Origin of the sequence: Deinococcus sp. (assembly GCF_030523985.1) — a bacterium.
Taxonomy (GTDB): Bacteria; Deinococcota; Deinococci; order Deinococcales; family Deinococcaceae; genus Deinococcus.
The window spans coordinates 2,507-22,554 of sequence record NZ_JAUNHK010000044.1 but is presented as its reverse complement, the minus strand read 5'-3'; the positions used below and the strand labels follow the sequence as shown (position 1 = coordinate 22,554).

Below are 20,048 nucleotides of genomic sequence, written 5' to 3'. Positions count from 1 at the left end.
GTCCTCTCCCCCGACGGCATGACGCTCAAGGTGCTGGAAACGCCGAAGTCGCCTCGCCCCTACGTGAACGATCTGGTGCTGGCCCCCGACGGCAACGTCTACGTGACCGATTCGTCGCGTCCGGTCATCTTCCGCGTGGACAAGGCGATGAACCTCACCGCCTGGCTCGACCTGAGTGGGACGCCCATCAAGTACGGCCCCGGCGTGAACCTCAACGGCATCGTGGCGACCCCGGACGGCAAATACCTGCTGGCGATGCAACTGAACACGGGCGACCTGTGGCGCATCGACCTGCGCACCAAAGCTGTGAAAAAGGTGCTGGGCGGCCTGCAAAACGGTGACGGTCTACTGCTCGACGGACGCTCGCTGTACGTGGCCCGCAACAAGGACCAAGTGGTCAGCAAGGTCAGCCTCAGCGCCGACTACGGCAGCGGTCAACTGGTGAAGGAAGAACCGCTGGCGGGCCTGCGCTTCCCGGCGACGCTGGCCCGCATCGGCAACGACCTCGTGGTCACGCAAGCACAACTCGACCGCATGGGCGGCACCCCTGAAACGCCCTTCAAACTGACCCGTTTCGCCAAGTTTTAAATCTCATACGGGTCTGGGCTTTACTCCGCATCGCCCAGACCCGTAGTTTCTCCTGCTCACTCCGTTCGGAAAAACAGTTCGCATACGCAGACTATTTTTCAGGGCGGTATCATCCCGCTTAGCTTCCCCGAATATGCCCGTGTGCCCTCCCGCACGCGGGCATCTTTTCTTGTGGGTTCGGGCTTCGGTCTGCACATTCAGGCAACAGTGTCCTAGCGCCGCAGGGCATCCAGCGCTGCCAGCAGGCACAGCAGCGCCAACCCGCCAGTAATCAGACCGAGCAACCGCCAGCCGCTGCCGCCACGGTCACGGAGTTCCAGCGCACTGCGCTGCGGGTCGGCGGGGTCGTAGTGAACGGTGACGGCAGCACCCGGCCCATGGGCCGCGACTTCTTTGGTCACGCCCTGGGAGTTGCTGGTGCTCCAGGTATCGTCGGCCAAGTCCAGGCCACTGCTGCGGTAGACGTTGCCGCCGACCCAGTATTCGTAAGTCACGACGGGGCGGTACTGGTTGGGGCCGCGCGAGACGACCTCGCTGGACACCACGCGCCCGCTCACCGTCTGCCAAGTGGCCCGCGCCACGCGGACGGCCTCGTTCTGGGCCGCATAGCGCTGCCACGCCACCACACTGGCCCCGCCCATAAAGACGGTCAGGAACAGGGATGCCAGCAACTGAACGGTCCGGTTCCGGTGGCGGCCCGTGCTGGTCCACTCCGCCGAAAACTGGCCGGTTCGCAAAATATCCTGCACGTGCCCGATAAGCGGAGTGGGAGGAGGTGGGGGGCTGTCCTCCGCGACCCTGACACCTGTTTGCGGAGTCCAGACCCAGCGCTTCCCCACGCTGCCTGTCTGAATCAGCGTGTTCAGGTAACCGCGCCGCCACAGCCACAGCAGCAGGGCGAAGGGCAGCAGCATCCCCGCCCCCAGCAGCAGCGGCCACACCGGAGCCTGAGCCGGAATTTCCAGGGCACTTCGGGCCGGGCGAGCCGGATCGTAGTGCACCGTGACCGACTCCCCCAGCGGATACCGGGCCACTCGCGCGGCGACGGCGGCCCGGTCGGAAGTCTCGGACTGGAAGAGGGTCAGCTGGAGCTGCGTACCCTGATACTCGGTGCCCGCCACGGCGTAGCGGTAGGCCACATCGGGCGCGTACCTGTCTCCTCTCTCCGCCACCCCGCTGCGAAAGACGGTGCCGGTGGTCGTCGGCCAGTGCCGTGCCTGCCTGATGTCCTGGATGCCTCTTAGACCCACCCCCAGAAAACCGAGCGCGGTGAGCAGCAGCGTAAGGAGGGCCACCACCAGCGCCCCACGATTGACATTGACGTTGCGCTGGTTCTGGACGGGAGAAGGAGCAGGTTCAGTCATAGCGAGCCTCCTGATTCTTTTCTGGTGCTTTCAGCGCCGCAGCAGCCGTGAAAGCTGCGCTTGACTCAATTGATGGCCGAACTGCCGCGCCACGTATTCGGCGGCCAGCGCGAGGTTCCAGCGGTTGCCGGGCAGCCCGATTTCGGCAGGCGGCTTTGCCATGACCCGGCGCAGCTCGGCCAGTTGCTCCGGCGTCAAGCGGGGGGGGCGGCCCACCCGACCGGGGCGGGTCTGCCCGTTGTCCCAGCGGGCGATGGTAGAGCGGTGAACGTGCAGGGCGCGGGCGCGGCTGGCAGCGCGAGCCGAGGGCACCGAGGTTCTTTGCAGGACAGGCACGGCGTCCGACCCGCCGAGAAACTCGCGCCAATCGGCGGGAAGCGGCTCGTCCACCTCGGCAAAAGTGTCCCTGGCTCTGGCATACGCCGCCCGCGCCTGGGCCGACTGACCCGCCAGGTCATGGGCGTGCAGCAACAGGCGCAGCGCCGCGAGATCGTAGGGTTCAGACTCGCTGAGGTATCCAGCCAGCCGCGCTGCCTGGGCGGGGTTCTCAGTGAGGAGGGCCAGCACACAATCACGCAAACGCGCCAGCAGGCGGGCCGCCACCGCCTCACCACGTGGCTCGGCACTCAGCGGCAGGGGACCACGCCACAGGTCAGAAGCGCCCTCGTTCAGAAACAGTTCGGCGTCGCTGCTGACCGCGCCCAGCGCGTAGCCGTCGCCGCTCTGAAGCACCACTTCCGGCCCCAGTGTTGCCCAGAGCTGACGAATCAGGCGCAGCACGTTGCGGCGGGCCTGCTCGGTTGCCACCTCCGGATAAAGCTGTCCGGCGAGGTCATTGGCCGAAACGTCGGTCTCGCCCAGCAGCCGGGCGTGCAGCAATGCGGTCAGCAGGCGCAGTCCGGCGGGCGAGCGCAGCGGCTGCCCCCCCGCGTCCAGCAGGCGGGGAACTCCCAGAATCTGAAGATGCGCCCGGCTGACGGGCAAACTGACCGAACGGCGCGACTCCACGGCGTGCAGGTGGCCCAGGTCTCCCTGCTCGCGCACCCTGGCGGCAGCAGCGGCGTAGGCCACCTCATCCCCCGCGTAGAAGGTCGCCCATAGCGCGTAGCGGTTCGCTTCCCGCTCCAGGCCACGCGACCGCGCCGACGTTGCCGCTTCAGTCGCCAGCCGCGCCGCCTGTGTCTGCTGCCCCTGTTCACCGTGCCAGAAGGCCCGAATCCACAGCCCGTAGTCGAGGGCGTGGCCCACGTCGGCTTCCCTGGCTTGCCGCTCACCTTCTTCCAGCAGCGACATGGCCTCGGCCCAGTCGCCACAGGCGCTCAGGCCCAGCGCCAGCATGAAGTATTCCTGGAGTTGTGTCTGGGTCTGCATCTGCTCACGCAGTTCGGTGACCGCATGAACCAGCAGATGCGCCTGCTCCTCCCGGTTCCAGTGGACATAAAGGTCGATCAGGGCCATGACCACCCCGCCCCGGATACGACCTGTGGAGTGTGCCTCAGTCAGCAGCCGCTGCGCCTCCTCAAAGCGGCCCCGGTTCACGTCTTCCCAACCCTCGCGGTACAGGGTGCCCACATAGAAGGTCAGCGCCTGGCGCTCACGGGCGTACTTCAGCACCGAGGGCCTCAGCGCCGCTGCGCCCGCCACATCACCCAGACGCGACCGCAGCACGGCGCGTGCACGGTTGAAGGTCTGGATGAGCTGCTCGGCGCGGTCGGCAGCCAGCCGGTCATCCAGCGAAATGGGCTTTTCCTGGGCGCGGATTTCCGCCTGCAACATTTCCAGTTCCTCCACCACCGCGTCGAACTCGCGCAGTGAAATGGCGTTCTGCATCCGGAAATAGGGTTCATAGGCGGCAATCCCGCGCCACTGCAAGCGGGAGAGGGCGTCCGGGGCACGGGCAATGGCTTGCGGCCACAGCCGGGCGACCTCATCGGGCGGCGTCCTTTCGGCATGAGCCACACCCGCCAGCACCTCTGCCGGAGCGGTGGCCCGCTGCTCGTCGCTCAGGGCCTGCCACGCTTCCCAGATGCCCCCATCCGCAATGTCGGCCCCGCTGAGTTGCCCGTAGAGGTAGGTGAGACGCCAATCGTCCAGCTCACCCGGCAGCAACGCGGCGAGGTCTTCCAGCGGACGCCGCCCGATGGCCTGCCACGTCACCAGTCGCCTGAGCCACGCCTCCGGAACGCCCTCGCCTGCCGCCTCGACTGCCCCGCGCATGGCCCGCAGGCTACGCAGGTGCAGGCCCGGCTGAAACGGGTAGAACTCGTAGAGGCGCGAGGCCCGGTACAGCCACGCCGCCCGCTCTGCCGGGCATAACTCGGCGGCCTGCTCCCAGAATCCGGCAGCGCGGGTGAGTTCGCCGCGTTCTTCCATTTGTTCGGCGGCGCGGCGGTAGAGCGACAACTGCACCTGCGGCGGCAGAGGCCAGGACCGGGCAAAGCGGGCCACCAGCGCGGCGTCGCCCAGCCCTTCGTCCTGCAGCACTTCATCCAGCGCGGCGGCCCCTACGTCGGGCGACAGCAGGGGCAGCAGCGCCTCGCGGTAGAGCGGGTGGGCCAGTTGACCCTGCCGCAGTACCCCACACCGCACCAGTTCAGCGGCTTCGGCTTGCAGCTGCGGCCCGGTGGATTGTCCGTCCACCAGATGCCCGTCCATATCGGCCCGCAGCAGCACCCTCGCCAGCGCCAGTTGCAGGGGCGGTGACAGGCTGGGCGGCAACTGCGAGCGTACGAACGCCTGCAAGGACATGGGCAGCGGGCCGCTCAGCGCGGGCCACTCCTCTGCGCTGGAGGGAACGCCAGTCGCAGTCAGATGCTCCAGCAATTCAAGCGTGAACAGCGGATGCCCCCGTGCCTGCCCATAAATCCGCTCGGCCAGCAGCGGGCTGAAGAGGTCGGGGCGTTTCTCGCGCAGCACAGCGTCACTCTCCTCACGGGTCAGCGGCTCAACCCGCTCCACCGTCCAGTCTGGCAAAGGCTCCCCGCGTGTCAGGGCGAGCAGGCCCACACCCCGCCCGCCGCGCACCTGCTTGCCCAGGGCTTCCCAGAAAGCCAGCGCGTCGGGACTGGCCCGGTGCAGATGGTCTATGAGCAGCAGCGCGGGAGCGTGGGTACTCAGCCGCTGGTAGACCGCCTGCGCCGCGTCTGCCGGGGGAAGGCGCTCGCCGCGTGACAGCCGCTCCAGCAGGGCCGTCGCCCACTGCGGTTCCTGCGGCGCGGCGGGCAGCGACCCCACCAGACGGGCCAGCGGCCACTGCGCCGAAAAGGAAAACTGACGGGCGCTCAGGTCGCTCAGCACCCGTCTGGCCCGGTAGGACTTGCCCAGGCCCGCCTCGCCGCACAGCACAACACTGACACCCGCACCGCGCACCACGATGCGCCGGAGTTGACTCAAAGTCATACCCACAGCATAGGGTTATGGTCGCGCGGGAATAGACTTGAGTAACTTAAGGGGGCGTCACCCGAGGTCACTCCTGCTCTGTTTGGCTGCACTTTATTTCTAGATTTCTAGTACGTTGCGGCGCAACCCAGCACGATATTCTGTTTCCCAGGGACGTCATACATGAACGCAAACAGGTGGATGTGACGGTAACTGGTACGCCCAGCATTGTCACCTGCCGACAGGATGTACATTCTCCCGTTGATCTTGTCCGAGGGAAAACTGAAATCGTACTGGCCCATGAGCTTGGCCGCTGGATAGTTGCCCTGCGCGACCTGCATACGGCTCACGAACGTCTTTTCGTAGGCACGGAAGTCGCTCTCGGTGGTGCCCGGCAGGAAGTACACGGAGCGGCTGGAGTCGGTGGTCTGGCAGCCGGTTCGACTGTTCACCTTACTCTTAGCAATGCTCATCATGCGCTGAAAATACCCGTCCATGACGCTCCCGGACCGGAACTTACTCCACTCAATAGAGTACCGGAAGGTAAACGGCATTCTTACCGAGCCTTCACGCAGGCTCAAGATGTCGGTTTTGGTGGTTTTGAAAGTCACAGCCTGTGCCACCGGGGAAAGCAGGGCCATGCCAAGAAAGAGGGGGGCCAGTCTTTTCGTCAGGGGTATGAGTCTCTGCATAGGGAACCTCCACGAATTGGTGCACTTCTGGCGAGAGTGAGGGCGGGCCAACCCGAAAGGAATGGGCGACTTTTGCCAGAGGGCTGCTGGGCAGACTTCTCCAGGAACATATTCATGGATCACCTCTGGATACGGCAGTAAGCAGAAAGGCGTTCTATCGTCCTGGTGGGCGAACCGATACGGCATTAACAGCCTTGCACCAGGAGGGGTCGGCTTTGCCTCCCCAGATGCACTCTACGCAGTCCCGTAAACCGTGAAGGAGCAGTCAACCTTCTATTTCAGGGCTATTTGTTGCAAGTTTTGCAAAACTTACCCAGCCTCCGCCCGGTTTTTGCCGTGCAGAGCGGCCTAGAGGCTTTCCTTTTCAAAATCCTGCCGCCCGTCCTGCTCCTTCAAGGTCAGGTGAAGGCTGGGGCTGCCCCGCTCTGCGGCGTCACAGTCAGCGGCAAGAAAGCCACGCCGTCCCACTCCCCGAAGACGTAGGCGGGTTCGGTGTCGGCCAGGGCCAGAAAGCGCCACACTTCGTCACTCCGTACCGTGCCCGAAAGTGCAACGGCATGACCATCCATGTCGCAGAGCTGGTTTTCCGAGAAGTACACTGGCCCCAGCAGCACCCCCAGCCGCTCCAGCCAGGGATTTTTCGCCAGCGCCTGTGCCCACTGCTGCGCGAGGTCGCTCAGCGTGAGGGAGCGGGCAGGCAGAGAGCCAAAGCCACCGTCCAATGCTCCTTCCAGCACCGCCCGCTGCGGAAAGGCCGAGGGCGCGTAGCCCAGAGCGCCAGTCAGGTTCTGAAGCGGAGCATAGCTCGCCCCCAGCGGCTGATTCTGGGGAGCGAAGTCGAGCAGCAGGGCAACCTCTCCCCCACCGCTGCCACCGGAAAGGCCGAGCAGCCAGGTTCGGCGCACGGTCAGGCGGCCCTCCTCCTCGGTGGTGCTGCCCACACACAGCCAGTCGTCCGTCTCGCTCCGCGTCAGGGCGGCTTTGTCCAGCGGCAGACCCAGTGCACTCAGCAGGTCGGCGCGTTCGCCTTCGCTGAGGCGGTCACGGTTTTTCCAGGCCTGGGTCAACAGGTGCAGGCGACCCAGATGCGCGGTCAGCCCTTCGCCGCTCTCCTCGTGGAGCAGGTCGGGAATCTGACGAATCAGCCGCGCCACGCCGGGCAATTGCGCGTCCACCATCCGGGCCGCCTGACCGTCCCACTCGCCGTAGCCGCGCCCCCGGGCGGCCAGAAGCCCCTCCCGCACCAAGTCCGCCAGCCATAACTCTAAGGCTTCCAAGCCCGCCGACATTTTCTTTTCGCGCTTGGCCCACGTTTTGGCCTGCTGTGCGGGGTCGGCCTCCTTCTTTTCGGTAGGCGGAGCGGCGGCTTTCTCAGCGCGGGTCTGCCGGCCTTCGAGCCACTTGTTCAGTTCTTCGGGCACCGCTGCCCCCTGCCAAGTGCCGATGCCCGCCGCATGCATCAGCAGCAGGCCCAGCGCGTGTTTGCAGGGAAATTTGCGGCTGGGACAGCTGCATTTGGTGGCGATGTCGGCGCTTCGCAAGTCGGCGGCGACCAGGTAGGGATGCGCCCCGCTGCCCTTGGCTTCGCCCCACAGCACGTTACCGTCCTGCGCCAGCGTAGGCCAAGAGGCGGGGTTGGCGAGCTTTTGCCCAGCTTTGAGACTGGCCGGGTCGGGGGCGAGGGCCTGAACAGCTTCGGAGGTCAAAGTGGGCGGCATAAAACTCTCCTTTTATGTTTATGACGTAATTCTAGCTTGGTGTCCTGTTGCTAGCAAGTCCCCAGAGACGAGACGCAGCGAAAGTAATGTTTAACACATAAACACGACGCCTTGTAAGAAGGCCGAAAGGTCGTGGATATGAGAATTATCCCGATTCGCCCCCGAGGACTTAGGAATTTTTTCATATTCGCCGAGTAAAGGCCCGGTAGCGGCGGGGAAAGCTGCCTCCAGGCACCCCCGACTGACCCGCAGGTAAGGAGAAGCACAGATGAGGACCGCCCACCGTTTTGGAATCCTGATGACCCTGGCTCTGGGGGTCGCCGCCGCGCAGAATGCCGCCAGCGACGGAACGCGGGCGGGAACAGCTATCGAAAACCGGGCCACGGCCTTCTTCAACGACCCCCTGGCGGGTGACGAACAACTGACGAGCGCCGACTCCAACGTGGTGGTCACGACGGTGGCGGCGCGGCCCGGCTTCGACCTTGTCTACCGTGACAGCAGCGACGGCCTGATGAACGGCACGCAGGCGCCCGGCAATACGCCGCAGACGGCCAGCGTTACGGCGACCCTGATCGCGGGTGTCCCCCTCGAAACTCCTTACCTGGCGGTCAACAACGGCAACACCGAGCAGACCATTGTTCTCAGCAGCGCGGCGGGGAGCCTCTCCCCCACCGTGGCCTATTACGCCGACCCCGATGGCGACGGCCAGCTCAGCAGCAGCGAGCGCCTCGCCGGGCCCATCACCTCTCTGCGCCTGCCCTACGACGACCCCGCCACGACCACCGATGAAGGCGTGGTGGCGTTTGTTCAGGTGCTGACGACACCCGCGAGCGCGAGCGTCGGTGCGGTGTATGCCGCCAGTCCGGTGGGCAGCGGTGAGGGGTTCGACGTTGCCAGCAGCCGTGCCACCCCGCAAACCGAGTCGGCCACCCTGCTGGGCCTGCAATTTGCCGCCGTGACCATCGCGCCGCAGCCCCCGGTGCCCGCCGACGTGACCGGGAACACGCTGACGAACAACCTGGGGCCGACCTCCCTGAAACCCCTGGTGGCAACGGACGACCGCGCCGTAGTGAGCTATACCGTCGTGACCCTGCCCGACCCCGCCAGCGGCGTGCTGCTCTACGGCGGCGCACCCGTGACCGCTGGGCAGACCATCACCGACCCGGCGGGCCTGAGCTTTGACCCGGCGGCGGGCTTCAGCGGCAACGCCACCTTCGACTACCGCGCCACCGACAACGACGGCGCGGCCAGCACCACCAACCGCAATGCCGACGGCAGCGTGACCCCCGGTCCGGCGACCTACACCATTCCGGTGCAGGCCCCGCAGACCGCCGACCTGACGGTCGTCAAGTCCAACAACTGGACGAGCACCCCCACCCAAGTCATCGTGTCACCCGATGCCAGCAGCGATATCGTCGCGGCAGGAACCTACAGTCGCTACTACATCCGCGTGACCAACGTGGGCACCACCACCGTCACCGGGGCCGTGCTGCGTGACCTCCCCAACGCTGGCCTGGACAGCAGCAACCTCTATATCGGCTGCAACGATCAGACCCCCGGCACCTGCACGGCGACCAACAGGCCGACCAACGTCCAGCTCCTGAGCGGGTATGCCCTGCCGACCCTGGCGCCGGGGCAGTTTTACGACATTCGCATTACACCGAAGGTCACGTCTAACGCCCCCACTGCCGACAACACCGCCACGGTGACCCTGCCGGGCAACATGGTGGACCTGACCCCTGAAAACAACACCTCTACCGACTCCGACCGCATCGGAGTTCCGCCGGTCGCTGCGACTGCGACCAACGCTCCCCTGACCAATGACATGGGGGCGACTCGCCTCAGTCCCAGTCTCAGCGGCAGCGACTCCGACGGTCAAGTGGTCGGCTACCGCATCGAGGGCTTGCCTGGAGGCGGCGTGCTGGCGCTCGACGGCGTGCCGGTCAAGGTCGGTCAGGTCATCCCGTCTGCCGACATCGGTCGCCTGACCTTTGACCCCGACCCCCTGACCGGGGCGGGCGGCACCTCCAATCTGTCCTTTCAGTACCGTTCGCTCGACAACGATGGTCTTCAAAGCGGCCTCGCCAGCTACACCATTCCGGTCAGCCGCGTCTTGGGTGCCCTCCCCTGCCAAAACACCGTGTATGGGCTGTTCGGCACAGTCAGCGCCCTGGGCGATTCGAACATGACCAGCATCCGACCAGTCGCGCCCGACGGCACCCTCGGCCCCGCTATCGCTGTTCCGCCTTACGCCAAAACGGCTGCCCTGGCCGTGTCGCCCGACGGCAGCCGGGTCTTCACGATGGGCGACGATTACGTCTTGCGGATGTACGACGCGCTGGCTGGCGTCTGGAGTACCCTGGGCAAAATCACCGATTCTTCCACCACCGTCAACCCAGTCCGCATGACCATCGACAAAACCGGTACCGGCTATGTCAGCGTCAGCAACCTGATCTGGACCTTCGACGGCATGACCGGGGGCAACCTGTCCACCGCCAAAACCATCGTGTTCAGCGAGGACACTGGCCTGACCCCCGCCCCCTACCTGTATGACCCGAACATGAGTCTCAACGGCGACTTCATCTCGGGAAGCGACGGCAACCTCTACCTGATGGCGAACCCGAGCGGCTCGAACTTCCTCGACCTGTTCCGGATTCAGGGCACGAAGACGGGGAGTCCGGTCGCCAGCTACGCCGGGCGTCTGGCGGCAGCTAACATCGGCAGCGCCAATTACGCCGGATTCGCGGCCATTCCCGACGGCGAGGATATCGGTATCGGCTCCGACATCTATGCCATCAGCACTGGGGGGCGTTTCATTCAGGTTGACATGACCAACCTGACGGTCACTCCTGTTCGCCAGGCCACCGAACTCGTCAGCAGCGACCTGGGCAGCTGCTTCTACCCCACCCTGCGCCCAGCCATGAGCAGCCAGAAGACGGTTAGCAATGTCACCGTACCGGGAGCGACCAGCAGCAAGCCCGGCGACACGCTGGAGTACACCATCACCGTGAGCAACTCCGGCACCATCGCGGCGAGCGGCGTCACCCTGCAAGACGCCCTGCCCCCCGGCACGCGCTATGTACCGGGCAGCACCACCACCAACGGCAGCGCCACCCCCGACGCCGCAGCAGGCACCTTTCCCTACGCGACGACCCGGCAAATCCGCAGCAGTGGCACCGATGTCGCCAACGGGCTGGTGCTGGTCGGCAACGACAAACCCGTGGTCGTTCGCTTCCGGGTCGAGGTGACACCAGAGGCCGGGAACCTGATTCGCAACCAGGGGGACGTGGGCTTTATCAACAACCAGACCGGCACGGCTGTACGTGACGGCCTCAAGACCGACGACCCCCGTGTTGGCGGCGCGAGCGACCCCACCGACTTTCCGGTGGTCCGGGCGGCTCCGGCCCTGAGCGTGACCAAGACTGTGGACAGCCGCTACGTGCGCGTGACCCCCAGCACCACCGACGACACCGTGACCCAATCCGCCGAGCAGCTGACCTACACCCTGACCCTGACCAACAACGGCTCGGCGGAGGCCAGCGGTGTCACCCTCACCGACCAGCTTCCGTCTGGCCTGACCTACGTGTCCAGCACCGCCACCCCCGCCCTGAGCGCGGAACCTGCCCAGAGCGGGCAGACCCTCACCTTCAACGTGGGGCAACTCGCCGCCGGAGCCACCCAGACCATTCAGGTCAAGACGGCCCTGCAAGTCACGCCCAACGTGAACCAGCAACCCATCAGCAATCAGGTGGTCGCACGGGCCAACGGATTGAACCCGGTTGCTTCGGCCCCAGCCGTCACGGACGTGGTCTATCCCAAACTCCGCAAGTCGGTTCGCAACCTGACGCGGGCCAGCGACGCGGGCCAGCAGGCCCAGGGATTGCCCGGCGAGTTGCTGGAGTACTGCCTAGATTTTTCCAACTACGGCACCTTGCCCCTGGCGAATTACCGCCTGACCGACCACGTCCCCGCCTCGACCACCGTTGTCGGCAACGCCTACGATTCGGGCAGCAGCACGGGCCTGGGCATCAAATTGACGCGTGGCGGAGAGACCAGCCTGCTCAGCAGCGCCGCCGACAGTGACGCGGGCAGCCTCAGCAGTGCAGGCGGCACCTCTGGTCAGGGCACCCTCAGCGCCAACATCGGCACCCTGAACGCGGGCGAGACGGGCAGCCTCTGCTTCCAGGTCAGGATTCGCTGAGGAGGCCGTGCTTGCCTCTCCCCCATTTCAGGTGGGCGAGATCCCGGACACCCGCGAGTGCGCCCGTTACTCCAGTGCGCCCAGCCCGGTCAGGTCGCGCCCCACGATGAGGGTATGGATGTCGTGGGTGCCCTCGTAGGTGTCCACCGTTTCCAGGTTCAGCATGTGCCGGATGACCGGGTATTCGGTGGTGATGCCGTTGCCGCCGTGAATCTCGCGGGCCAGCCGCGCCCCTTGCAAGGCCACCCGCACGTTGTTGCGCTTGGCGACACTGACCTGCGCGAAGTTCATTTCCCCGCTGTCCTTCAGGCTGCCCAGCCGCCACGCGAGCAGCGTCCCCAGGCTGTGCTGCGTCGCCATGTTCACCAGTTTGTCCTGCACCAGTTGGCGCTGACCGATGGGTTTGCCGAAGGTGGTGCGCGTCTTGGCGTACTCGGTGCTGGTGGTCAGCACGCTTTCCAGGGCACCCATTGCGCCCCAGGCGATGCCATAACGGGCCTGGGTCAGGCAGCCGAGCGGCGACTTGAGGCCACCGGAGAGCGGCAACAGGTTCGCGGCGGGAATGCGGCAGTCCTCCAGCACAATTTCCCCGGTCAGGCTGGCCCGCAGGCTCATCTTGTGCTTGATTTTGGGGGTCGAGAAGCCCTTCGCATCACGCGGCACGATGAAGCCGCGAATCTGCCCCTTGTCATCACCGTTCTCGAAGGTTCTGGCCCAGACCACCGCCATGTCCGCCAGCGGGCTGCTGGTAATCCACATTTTGTTGCCGTTCAGCACGTAGTCGCCGCCGTCGCGCCGGGCGGTGGTGCGCATGGCCCCAGGGTCGGAGCCGCCGTCGGGTTCGGTGAGACCAAAGCAGCCGATCAGGTCGCCCGCCGCCAGACCGGGAAGCCACTCTTTCTTCTGCTCCTCGCTGCCGTAGGCCAGCACCGGGTACATGACCAGGCTGCCCTGCACGCTGCCCATGCTGCGGACGCCGCTGTCGCAGCGCTCCATCTCGTAGCAGATCAGGCCGTAAGCCGTGCCCGACACCCCGGCCCCGCCGTACTGCTCGGGCGTGGTCGGCCCCAGCAGGCCCAGCGAACCCATTTTCTTCATCACCTCGCGCACGGGCGTGCCCTCGGTTTCCCACCATTCGTCCACATGCGGCGTGATTTCGGTATCGAAGAATTTGCGGGCCGCCGCGTGAACGTCGCGTTCGTCGGGCTGAACGAGGTCGAGCATTTTGAAGTAGTCGAACATGGGCACCTCTTTGGGTCAATGAAAGAATGCGCGGGAGAGCCGCACCGAGCGGTCTCGGACACGGCAGCCAGCAGCTTGCTCTGACTGGGAAATTCTCGTAGACGTCCATTATGACGGCTGCCGAGGGCCGTTCGCCATTCGACCTGACACGCCTCCGGTGACTCTCAACACACCGCGCCCCTGACTGGCGGAAGAACCAGTAGGGGCGCGGTGTGTTCGACTTTTGGAAGGGGCTTCAGGCCCAGGGATTCAGGACGACCTTGACGCAGCCGTCGTGCTTGTCGCGGAAAGTCTTGTAGAGGTCGGGGGCTTCGTCCAGGCTGGCGCGGTGGGTGATGACGAAACGCGGGTCAATCTGACCGGATTCGATGCGCCCCAGCAGGTCTGGCAGGTACTTGTGCGTATGCGTCTGGCCCATGCGGAAGACCAGACCCTTGCCGAAGGCCGCGCCCATCGGCATCTTGTCCACCAGCCCGCCATACACGCCGGGGATGCTGACGGTGCCGCCCTTGGCACAACTCAGGATGGCCCAGCGCAGGGCGGTAATACGGTCAAAGGTCATCTTCAGGTTCTGCTGAAGCTTGTCGAGCGCCGCGCCGGGGCCGTGCCCATGCGCCTCCATGCCCACGGCTTCGATCACATGGTCGGGGCCGCGTCCGCCCGTGGCTTCCAGCAGCGCCACCAGCACGTCTTCCTGTTCGTAGTTAATGACCTGACAGCCCGCCGCCTCGGCCATCTTGAGCCGTTCAGGCACGCGGTCAATCACGATGACGTGCGCCGCTCCCAGCATCTGGGCACTGCGGGCGGCAAACTGGCCGACTGGCCCCGCACCAAAGACGGCCACCACGTCGCGCCCCGGGACGATTTCACAGTTGAGCGCCGCCTGATAGCCCGTCGGGAAGATGTCGGTCAGGAAGAGAACCTGCTCGTCTTTGAGGTCGGTCTCGATTTTGAACGGCCCCACGTCGGCAAAGGGAACGCGCACGTACTGGGCCTGCCCACCCGCGTAACCGCCGAACATGTGCGAGTACCCGAACAGGGCGCTGCCGCTGGTCGCGCCGTAGAGCGCCTCGGCCATGCGGTGGTTGGGGTTGGAGTTGTCGCAGGCGGCGAACTGCCCACGCTGGCAGTGATCGCAGACGCCACAAGCGATGTTGAAGGGCACGATGACGCGGTCACCGACCTTCAGCTTTTTCACGTCCTTGCCGACTTCGACGACCTCGCCCATGAACTCGTGGCCGAGAATGTCGCCCTTTTCCATGCTGGGAATAAAGCCGTCGAGCAGGTGCAGGTCCGAGCCGCAGATGGCGGTGGACGTGATTTTGATGATGGCATCGGTGGGGAGCAGCAGGGTGGGGTCGGGGACCGTCTCTACACCGACCTTGTTGACGCCTTGCCAGACAATCGCTTTCATGCTCGGCCTCCTTCGGGGTTGGCCTGGTCCGCTTGCGCTTTGGGACTTTCCTCTTTGGTCTTCTGGCCCGCGTCAGGGCGGCCACTGGTCTGGCCGTTGGTGGTGGGCGCGTAGCCCAGTTCCTGCTCGGCCTTGAAGCGGGCAAGGTCGTCGCGGATTTGCTGCGCGGGTTCTTTGCCCAGTACGCGGGCGACGACTGCGCCCGTGGTCCCCAGCGGGGGCTTGTAGGTCAGGCGCACCACGACTTCGGTGCCCCGGTGGCCGGGGGCAGGACGAAACAGCACCTCGCCGCCGTTGTCGATGGTCGCGCCGGGCAGCGATTGCCACGCCAGGCGTTTGCCGACTTCCTGTGCGGTCAGTTCGGCTTCCCAGCTCACGCTCTGGCCTAGGGGCGCTTTGACCGTCCAGCGCGAGCGGGTGTCGCTCAGCACCTCGACCCGCTCCACGTTCGACATCAGGCGGGGCAGGTTGGGCAAGTCGCGCCAGACGGCGTAGAGCTTCTCGGCGGGCTGGCCGATGGTCACGGCTTCCCGAATCAGGATTTCGCCCGTTTCTTCGGTGGTTTCAATCTTGAGGGCGGGGGCCACCGGGTTTTCACCCTTGACAGCGAGGTAGGCCAGGGCCGCCCCAGCCCCTCCCAGCGCCAGTTTGCCCAGGGTCGAGCGGGTGCCGAGACCCAGGGTCAGCAGCGCGGCCCCGGCCAGTCCCAGCAGGCCACGCTCAGAGGTCAGCAGGTCGGAACCTGTGCCAGCTTTTGCCTGTTCGGTCATCTTTTCTCCTCCTGTCACGTCTTTCCTGACCAAGATGGCATGCCCCCGCTGCAAGTCCTCCCCACCTTCACGCCGGATTTAGGTCAGTTCAGCCCTTCATGAGAAAGCCAGGCGGATAGGTGAACGGTGGGCCTCCAAAGCCGCCTATACCGCTCGAGAAAGGGGGGTTTAGACAATCTTTAAAGTGAGAGAAAAAGGAGAACTTCGTGCTTTTTGCCGCTTTTACACGCTGCGGGGACGCGCTTACTCTGAGCTGAGCTTTTTTCTGGTTTCTGTCGGGCCGGAGCCTACGCCGGGCCCAAGTCTGCCGGAGCGGTGCCGTATCGCCCGGTTCATTCATTCTCAAGGAAGGTGCCTTATGGCTTCCAAACGTACCCTCTCGACTCCCCTTTCCCTCGACGACGCCCAGAAGCAGGTGGACGCCCAGAGCAAGCAGCAAGACCTCAGCGCCAACACCACCGAGGGCGGCACCTTCCTGACCGACAACATGGGTCACGCCGTCAGCGACGACCAGAACTCGCTGAAGGTAGGCGAGCGCGGCCCGACCCTGATGGAAGATTTCCTCTTCCGCGAAAAGATTCATCACTTCGACCACGAGCGCATTCCTGAGCGCGTGGTGCACGCTCGCGGCGCGGGCGCACACGGTTACTTCCAACTCGACAAGTCGCTGGAGCAGTACACCCACGCCAAGGTGCTGACCGAAGTCGGCGTCAAGACGCCCGTGTTCGTGCGCTTCTCGACGGTGGCAGGGTCGCGTGGCTCGGCGGATACGGCGCGTGACGTGCGCGGTTTCGCGGTCAAGATGTACACCAAGGAAGGCAACTGGGACATCGTGGGCAACAACATCCCGGTGTTCTTCATCCAGGACGCCATCAAGTTCCCCGACCTGGTTCACTCGGTCAAGCCCGAGCCGCACAACGAGATTCCCCAGGCGGCCTCGGCGCACGACACCTTCTACGATTTCATCGCCGAAACCCCCGAAGCGATGCACATGCTGATGTGGGTGCACTCCGACCGCGCCATTCCCCGCAGCTTCGACACGATGGAAGGCTTCGGCGTCCACACCTTCCGCCTCATCAACGCCAAGGGACAGGCGCACCTCGTCAAGTACCACTTCAAGCCCGTGCTGGGCGTTAAGGGTCTGGTCTGGGACGAAGCGCAAAAGATTGCGGGTAAGGACGCCGACTTCCACCGCCGCAACATGTTCGACACCATCGACGAAGGCGGCACGCTGGAATGGGAATTCGGCGTGCAGATCTTCACCGAAGAAGAAGCGATGAAGTGGGACTTCGACGTACTCGACGCCACCAAAATCGTGCCCGAAGACCTGGTGCCCGTGCAGCGCATCGGCAAACTGGTGCTCGACCGCAACCCCGACAACTACTTTGCCGAAACCGAGCAGGTGGCCTTCATGCCCACCAACATCGTGCCCGGCATGGACTTCACCAACGACCCGCTGCTGCAGGGGCGCAACTTTTCGTACCTCGACACCCAGCTTTCGCGCTTGGGCAGCCCCAACTGGCAGGAACTGCCCATCAACCGCCCCATCATCCGCGTGAGCAACAACCAGCGCGACGGGCACATGCGCATGACCATCAACAAGGGCAAGGTGGCCTACTTCCCCAACCAGATGGCGGGCAACAAACCCGGCAACGCGGGCGACCAGGGCTTCGTGTCTTACCCCGCCCCCGTCGAAGGCTCCAAGCTGCGTAAGCGCCCCGAGAGCTTCAGCGACCACTACGGTCAGGCGCGACTGTTCTGGAACTCCATGACCCCGGTGGAAAAGGAGCACATCACCAAGTCGCTGCGCTTCGAACTCAGCAAGTGCACCATCCGCGACGTGCGTGTGCGGATGCTGACCCACCTGCAAAAGGTCAACGAAGTGCTGGCGGCGCAGGTCGCCAAGGGTCTGGGCGAAAAGCTGCCCGGACAGGCGGATGTCAAACCCGGTGGTCAGCAGGACAGCGCCAGCGAAACCGCGCTACTCGCCGCCGCCACTTCGCCCACCAGCGCCTCGGGCGGGTTGCAAAAGGCCAAGGCCCTGAGCATGGAAGAAGGCCAGCCCGAAACCGCCAAGGGCCGCAAGGTGGCCGTACTGGTGGCCGACGGTGTAGACGCGGCGGGTGTCAAGGCGCTGCAAAACGCGCTGAAGAAGGCCGAAGCCAAGTTTGAAATCGTGGCCCCCCGCCTGGGCGAAATTGCTCCCGGCGTGGAAGCCAAGGCGACCCTGTCCAACACCGACCCGGTGGTCTACGACGGCGTGGTGGTGGCAGGTGGCGCCGCTGCCGTGCGCGAACTGGCCCAGCACCCCGAGAGCTTCAACTTCGTGGTCGAGGCCTACCGCCACGCCAAGCCGGTTGCCAGCCTAGGTGAAGGGGCCGAAATCCTGACCGGGTCGGGCATCGGCAACGTGCTTCAACGCATTGCGGGCAACGCTCAGGCCGACAACGCCGCTCCCGTGCAGAACCTCTCCGAAGTCGCGGGCGTGCGTCTTGCGGCGGGCGAGGGTGGGGCCAAACTCGCGGCCCTCGGCGTCATCGTCGGGCAGGACAAGCAGGCCCAGGCTGCTGCCGAGGCCCTGGTCAAGGCACTGGCCCAGCACCGCTTCTGGGGCCGTCCGCAGCTCTGAGCCGCTGGGGGTGAGGGAAAGGGGACGACCCCCCTTTTCCCCGTCCCCTCAGTCCCGAGATTTTTCAGAAAGGAACAACCATGACCACCAACAACAGCGTCACTCAGGGCGTGGTCGGAAGCCGCCGGGTTTTTCTGCGTGGGCTGGCGGGCACTGCTGCCGCTGCCAGCTTCGGTGAAGCCTTCGGCCTGGGCGGAGCCGGTGCGCCTGCTCCGGGCCGGGCCACCTCGGTGCTGGACCTCGCCGCCACCGCCGAAGCCGTTTCGGTCACGCTCTATGCCCAGGTGCTCGGTCAAGCCAGCTTTTTCATGAATGACCGCACCCGGCGGGATTTGCGCGGCGTGCTGGCGGCAGAAGCCCATCACCTCGCGCTGCTGCGTTCGCTGGGCGGGCGCCCGCTGGCGAGCAGCTTCAGCCTGCCTGCCCGAGTGCTGACCGACGCCGGAGTCTTTGCCGACGCCGCGCTGCACCTCGAAGACGTGTCCACCAGCGCCTACTTGGGAGCCACCCATCAGCTCGCCGCCGCTGGACAGCCCGAACTTGCCGCGACAATGGCACAGTTTGCCGCCAGCGAAGCCCAGCACCTCACCCTGCTGTCGCAACTCAGCGGCTACGGCCCCTTCCGCGACACCCTGCCCACGGCGGCTTCACGCGGTGCGGCAGACAGCAGCCCGGTCCTGGCCCGCTACCTCAAGCCGGGTGTGGCGCTGCCCAGCGAGGCCGACGTGCTGGCGCTGCTCGGGGGCGACACCGTGCCACGCGGCAAACCCTTCGTGCAGGTCTATCCGCCTGCCAAACGCCGTTAAACTCCTCCCCTGACGCGCCCAGGTGCTTCCCGGCTGACTTGCGGGACACCTGGGTTTCTGCTGATGATGAAGCCCAACTCTTCAAGCAAGGACGTGACCCCATGACCAACCCTTCTTCCAATCTCGACCAGCAGGTTCTCGAATTTCTGCAACGTGCCTTTGATGTGGTTCGTACCGGCGACGCCGCCCAGTTGCGCCAGATGCTCGACCAGGGCTTGCCGCCCAACATCCGCAACCAGAAGGGCGACAGCTTGCTGATGCTGGCGACCTATCACGGGCACCATGCTGCTACCCAGCTTTTGCTGGAACGGGGAGCCGACGCCGGTATCTTCAACGACATGGGCCAGACCCCCCTGCAAGCGGCGGCGTTCAAAGGGGATCGCAAAATGGTCGAACTTCTTCTCGAACACGGCGTAGACGTGGAAAGCCGAGGACCGACCGGCCGCACGGCGCTGATGTTCGCAGCGATGTTCGATCGGGTGGAAATTCTGGACCTGCTGTTGGCCCACGGCGCCGACCCAAGCGCGACCGACGAGGCTGGAGTGAGTGCGCTGGACGCCGCCCGCACCATGAACGCCCCCCACACCGTGCCACAGTTGGAGCAGCTCCTCAACCGTCCAGAACACTGACCTAGAACGACATCAACCTAACGCCCGTTAGGCGCTAGACTCCGGGACAAGCCATCACATTTCTTAACCCGGCCCCTCTTTGTGGGCCGCCTTCCCGGAGGTGCCTTGTCCTTGTCCCGTCCCGACCTGTTTCAACCCGAGCGCGAGGCCATGCCCGTGCCCGAACTTCGCGCCTTGCAACTCTCACAGCTTCAGCAGATGGTGGCGCGGCAATACGAGCACGTTCCTGCCTACCGTGCCAAATTCGACGCGGCGGGGGTGCGCCCGGACGACCTGCGAACCCTGACCGACCTGGGCCGCTTTCCCCTCACCCGCAAGACCGACCTGCGTGACCACTACCCGCTGGGCCTGGTGGCGACGGGACGCGAGAACCTGCGCCGCATCCACGCCAGCAGCGGCACGACGGGCAAGCCGACGGTGGTGGCCTACGACGACAACGACCTGAACGTCTTTGCCGAGGTCGTGGCCCGCAGCCTGTATGCGGCGGGCGGGCGGCCCGGCATGGTCTTTCACAACGCCTACGGCTACGGCCTGTTCACAGGTGGTCTCGGCACCGACGCGGGCGGGCGGCGGCTGGGCCTGAACACCGTGCCCGTGTCGGGCGGCGGCACCGAGCG

The 20,048-nt window shown here is 65.3% G+C and carries 11 protein-coding genes and 2 pseudogenes; 6 read left to right on the top strand and 7 right to left on the bottom strand.

Annotated features, from left to right (window positions below; translation table 11 throughout):
- Positions 1–588, top strand: a pseudogene (locus Q4C89_RS08185) (superoxide dismutase); the annotation flags it as partial.
- Between the two features lie 212 nt (positions 589–800).
- Here Q4C89_RS08185 and Q4C89_RS08180 read toward each other — a convergent pair.
- From Q4C89_RS08180 to Q4C89_RS08165, 4 genes are all read right to left on the bottom strand, one after another.
- Entirely contained in the window at positions 801–1,952 is a 1,152-nt protein-coding gene (locus tag Q4C89_RS08180) for a DUF3592 domain-containing protein (protein ID WP_303102115.1), read from the bottom strand.
- Positions 1,953–1,982: 30 nt separating this feature from the next.
- The gene (locus Q4C89_RS08175) at positions 1,983–5,351 is read right to left on the bottom strand and encodes an AAA family ATPase (RefSeq protein WP_303102114.1); all 3,369 of its coding nucleotides are present in this window, start codon (positions 5,349–5,351) and stop codon (positions 1,983–1,985) included.
- A 107-nt stretch (positions 5,352–5,458) separates the two neighbouring features.
- Positions 5,459–6,022, bottom strand: a complete 564-nt coding sequence (locus tag Q4C89_RS08170) for a hypothetical protein (protein WP_303102113.1) — start codon at positions 6,020–6,022, stop codon at positions 5,459–5,461.
- A gap of 398 nt (positions 6,023–6,420) precedes the next feature.
- Positions 6,421–7,740, bottom strand: coding sequence for an SWIM zinc finger domain-containing protein (locus tag Q4C89_RS08165; RefSeq protein ID WP_303102112.1), 1,320 nt, complete (start codon positions 7,738–7,740; stop codon positions 6,421–6,423).
- A gap of 268 nt (positions 7,741–8,008) precedes the next feature.
- Here Q4C89_RS08165 and Q4C89_RS08160 point away from each other — a divergent pair, with 268 nt between their 5' ends.
- Entirely contained in the window at positions 8,009–11,941 is a 3,933-nt protein-coding gene (locus Q4C89_RS08160) for a hypothetical protein (RefSeq protein WP_303102111.1), read from the top strand.
- Positions 11,942–12,007: 66 nt separating this feature from the next.
- Here the strand turns inward: Q4C89_RS08160 and Q4C89_RS08155 are convergent, their stop codons facing one another.
- The 3 genes from Q4C89_RS08155 to Q4C89_RS08145 form a co-directional block, all read right to left on the bottom strand.
- A complete protein-coding gene (locus Q4C89_RS08155) occupies positions 12,008–13,183 on the bottom strand; it encodes an acyl-CoA dehydrogenase family protein (RefSeq protein WP_303102110.1) in 1,176 nt (391 codons plus the stop codon).
- A 235-nt stretch (positions 13,184–13,418) separates the two neighbouring features.
- Positions 13,419–14,597, bottom strand: coding sequence for a zinc-dependent alcohol dehydrogenase (locus Q4C89_RS08150; protein ID WP_303102109.1), 1,179 nt, complete (start codon positions 14,595–14,597; stop codon positions 13,419–13,421).
- A complete protein-coding gene (locus Q4C89_RS08145; RefSeq protein ID WP_303102108.1) occupies positions 14,594–15,367 on the bottom strand; it encodes an SRPBCC family protein in 774 nt (257 codons plus the stop codon). Before Q4C89_RS08145 ends, Q4C89_RS08150 begins: the two co-directional genes overlap by 4 nt.
- A gap of 358 nt (positions 15,368–15,725) precedes the next feature.
- On the opposite strand from Q4C89_RS08145, the gene Q4C89_RS08140 reads away from it, so the two are divergent.
- The 4 genes and pseudogenes from Q4C89_RS08140 to Q4C89_RS08125 form a co-directional block, all read left to right on the top strand.
- The gene (locus tag Q4C89_RS08140; protein WP_303102107.1) at positions 15,726–17,996 is read left to right on the top strand and encodes a catalase; all 2,271 of its coding nucleotides are present in this window, start codon (positions 15,726–15,728) and stop codon (positions 17,994–17,996) included.
- An 80-nt stretch (positions 17,997–18,076) separates the two neighbouring features.
- Positions 18,077–18,802, top strand: a complete 726-nt coding sequence (locus tag Q4C89_RS08135) for a ferritin-like domain-containing protein (protein ID WP_303102106.1) — start codon at positions 18,077–18,079, stop codon at positions 18,800–18,802.
- A 101-nt stretch (positions 18,803–18,903) separates the two neighbouring features.
- Positions 18,904–19,431 (top strand): ankyrin repeat domain-containing protein, encoded by a 528-nt coding sequence (locus tag Q4C89_RS08130; protein ID WP_303102105.1) that lies wholly within the window; start codon positions 18,904–18,906, stop codon positions 19,429–19,431.
- A gap of 126 nt (positions 19,432–19,557) precedes the next feature.
- Positions 19,558–20,048, top strand: a pseudogene (locus Q4C89_RS08125) (phenylacetate--CoA ligase); the annotation flags it as partial.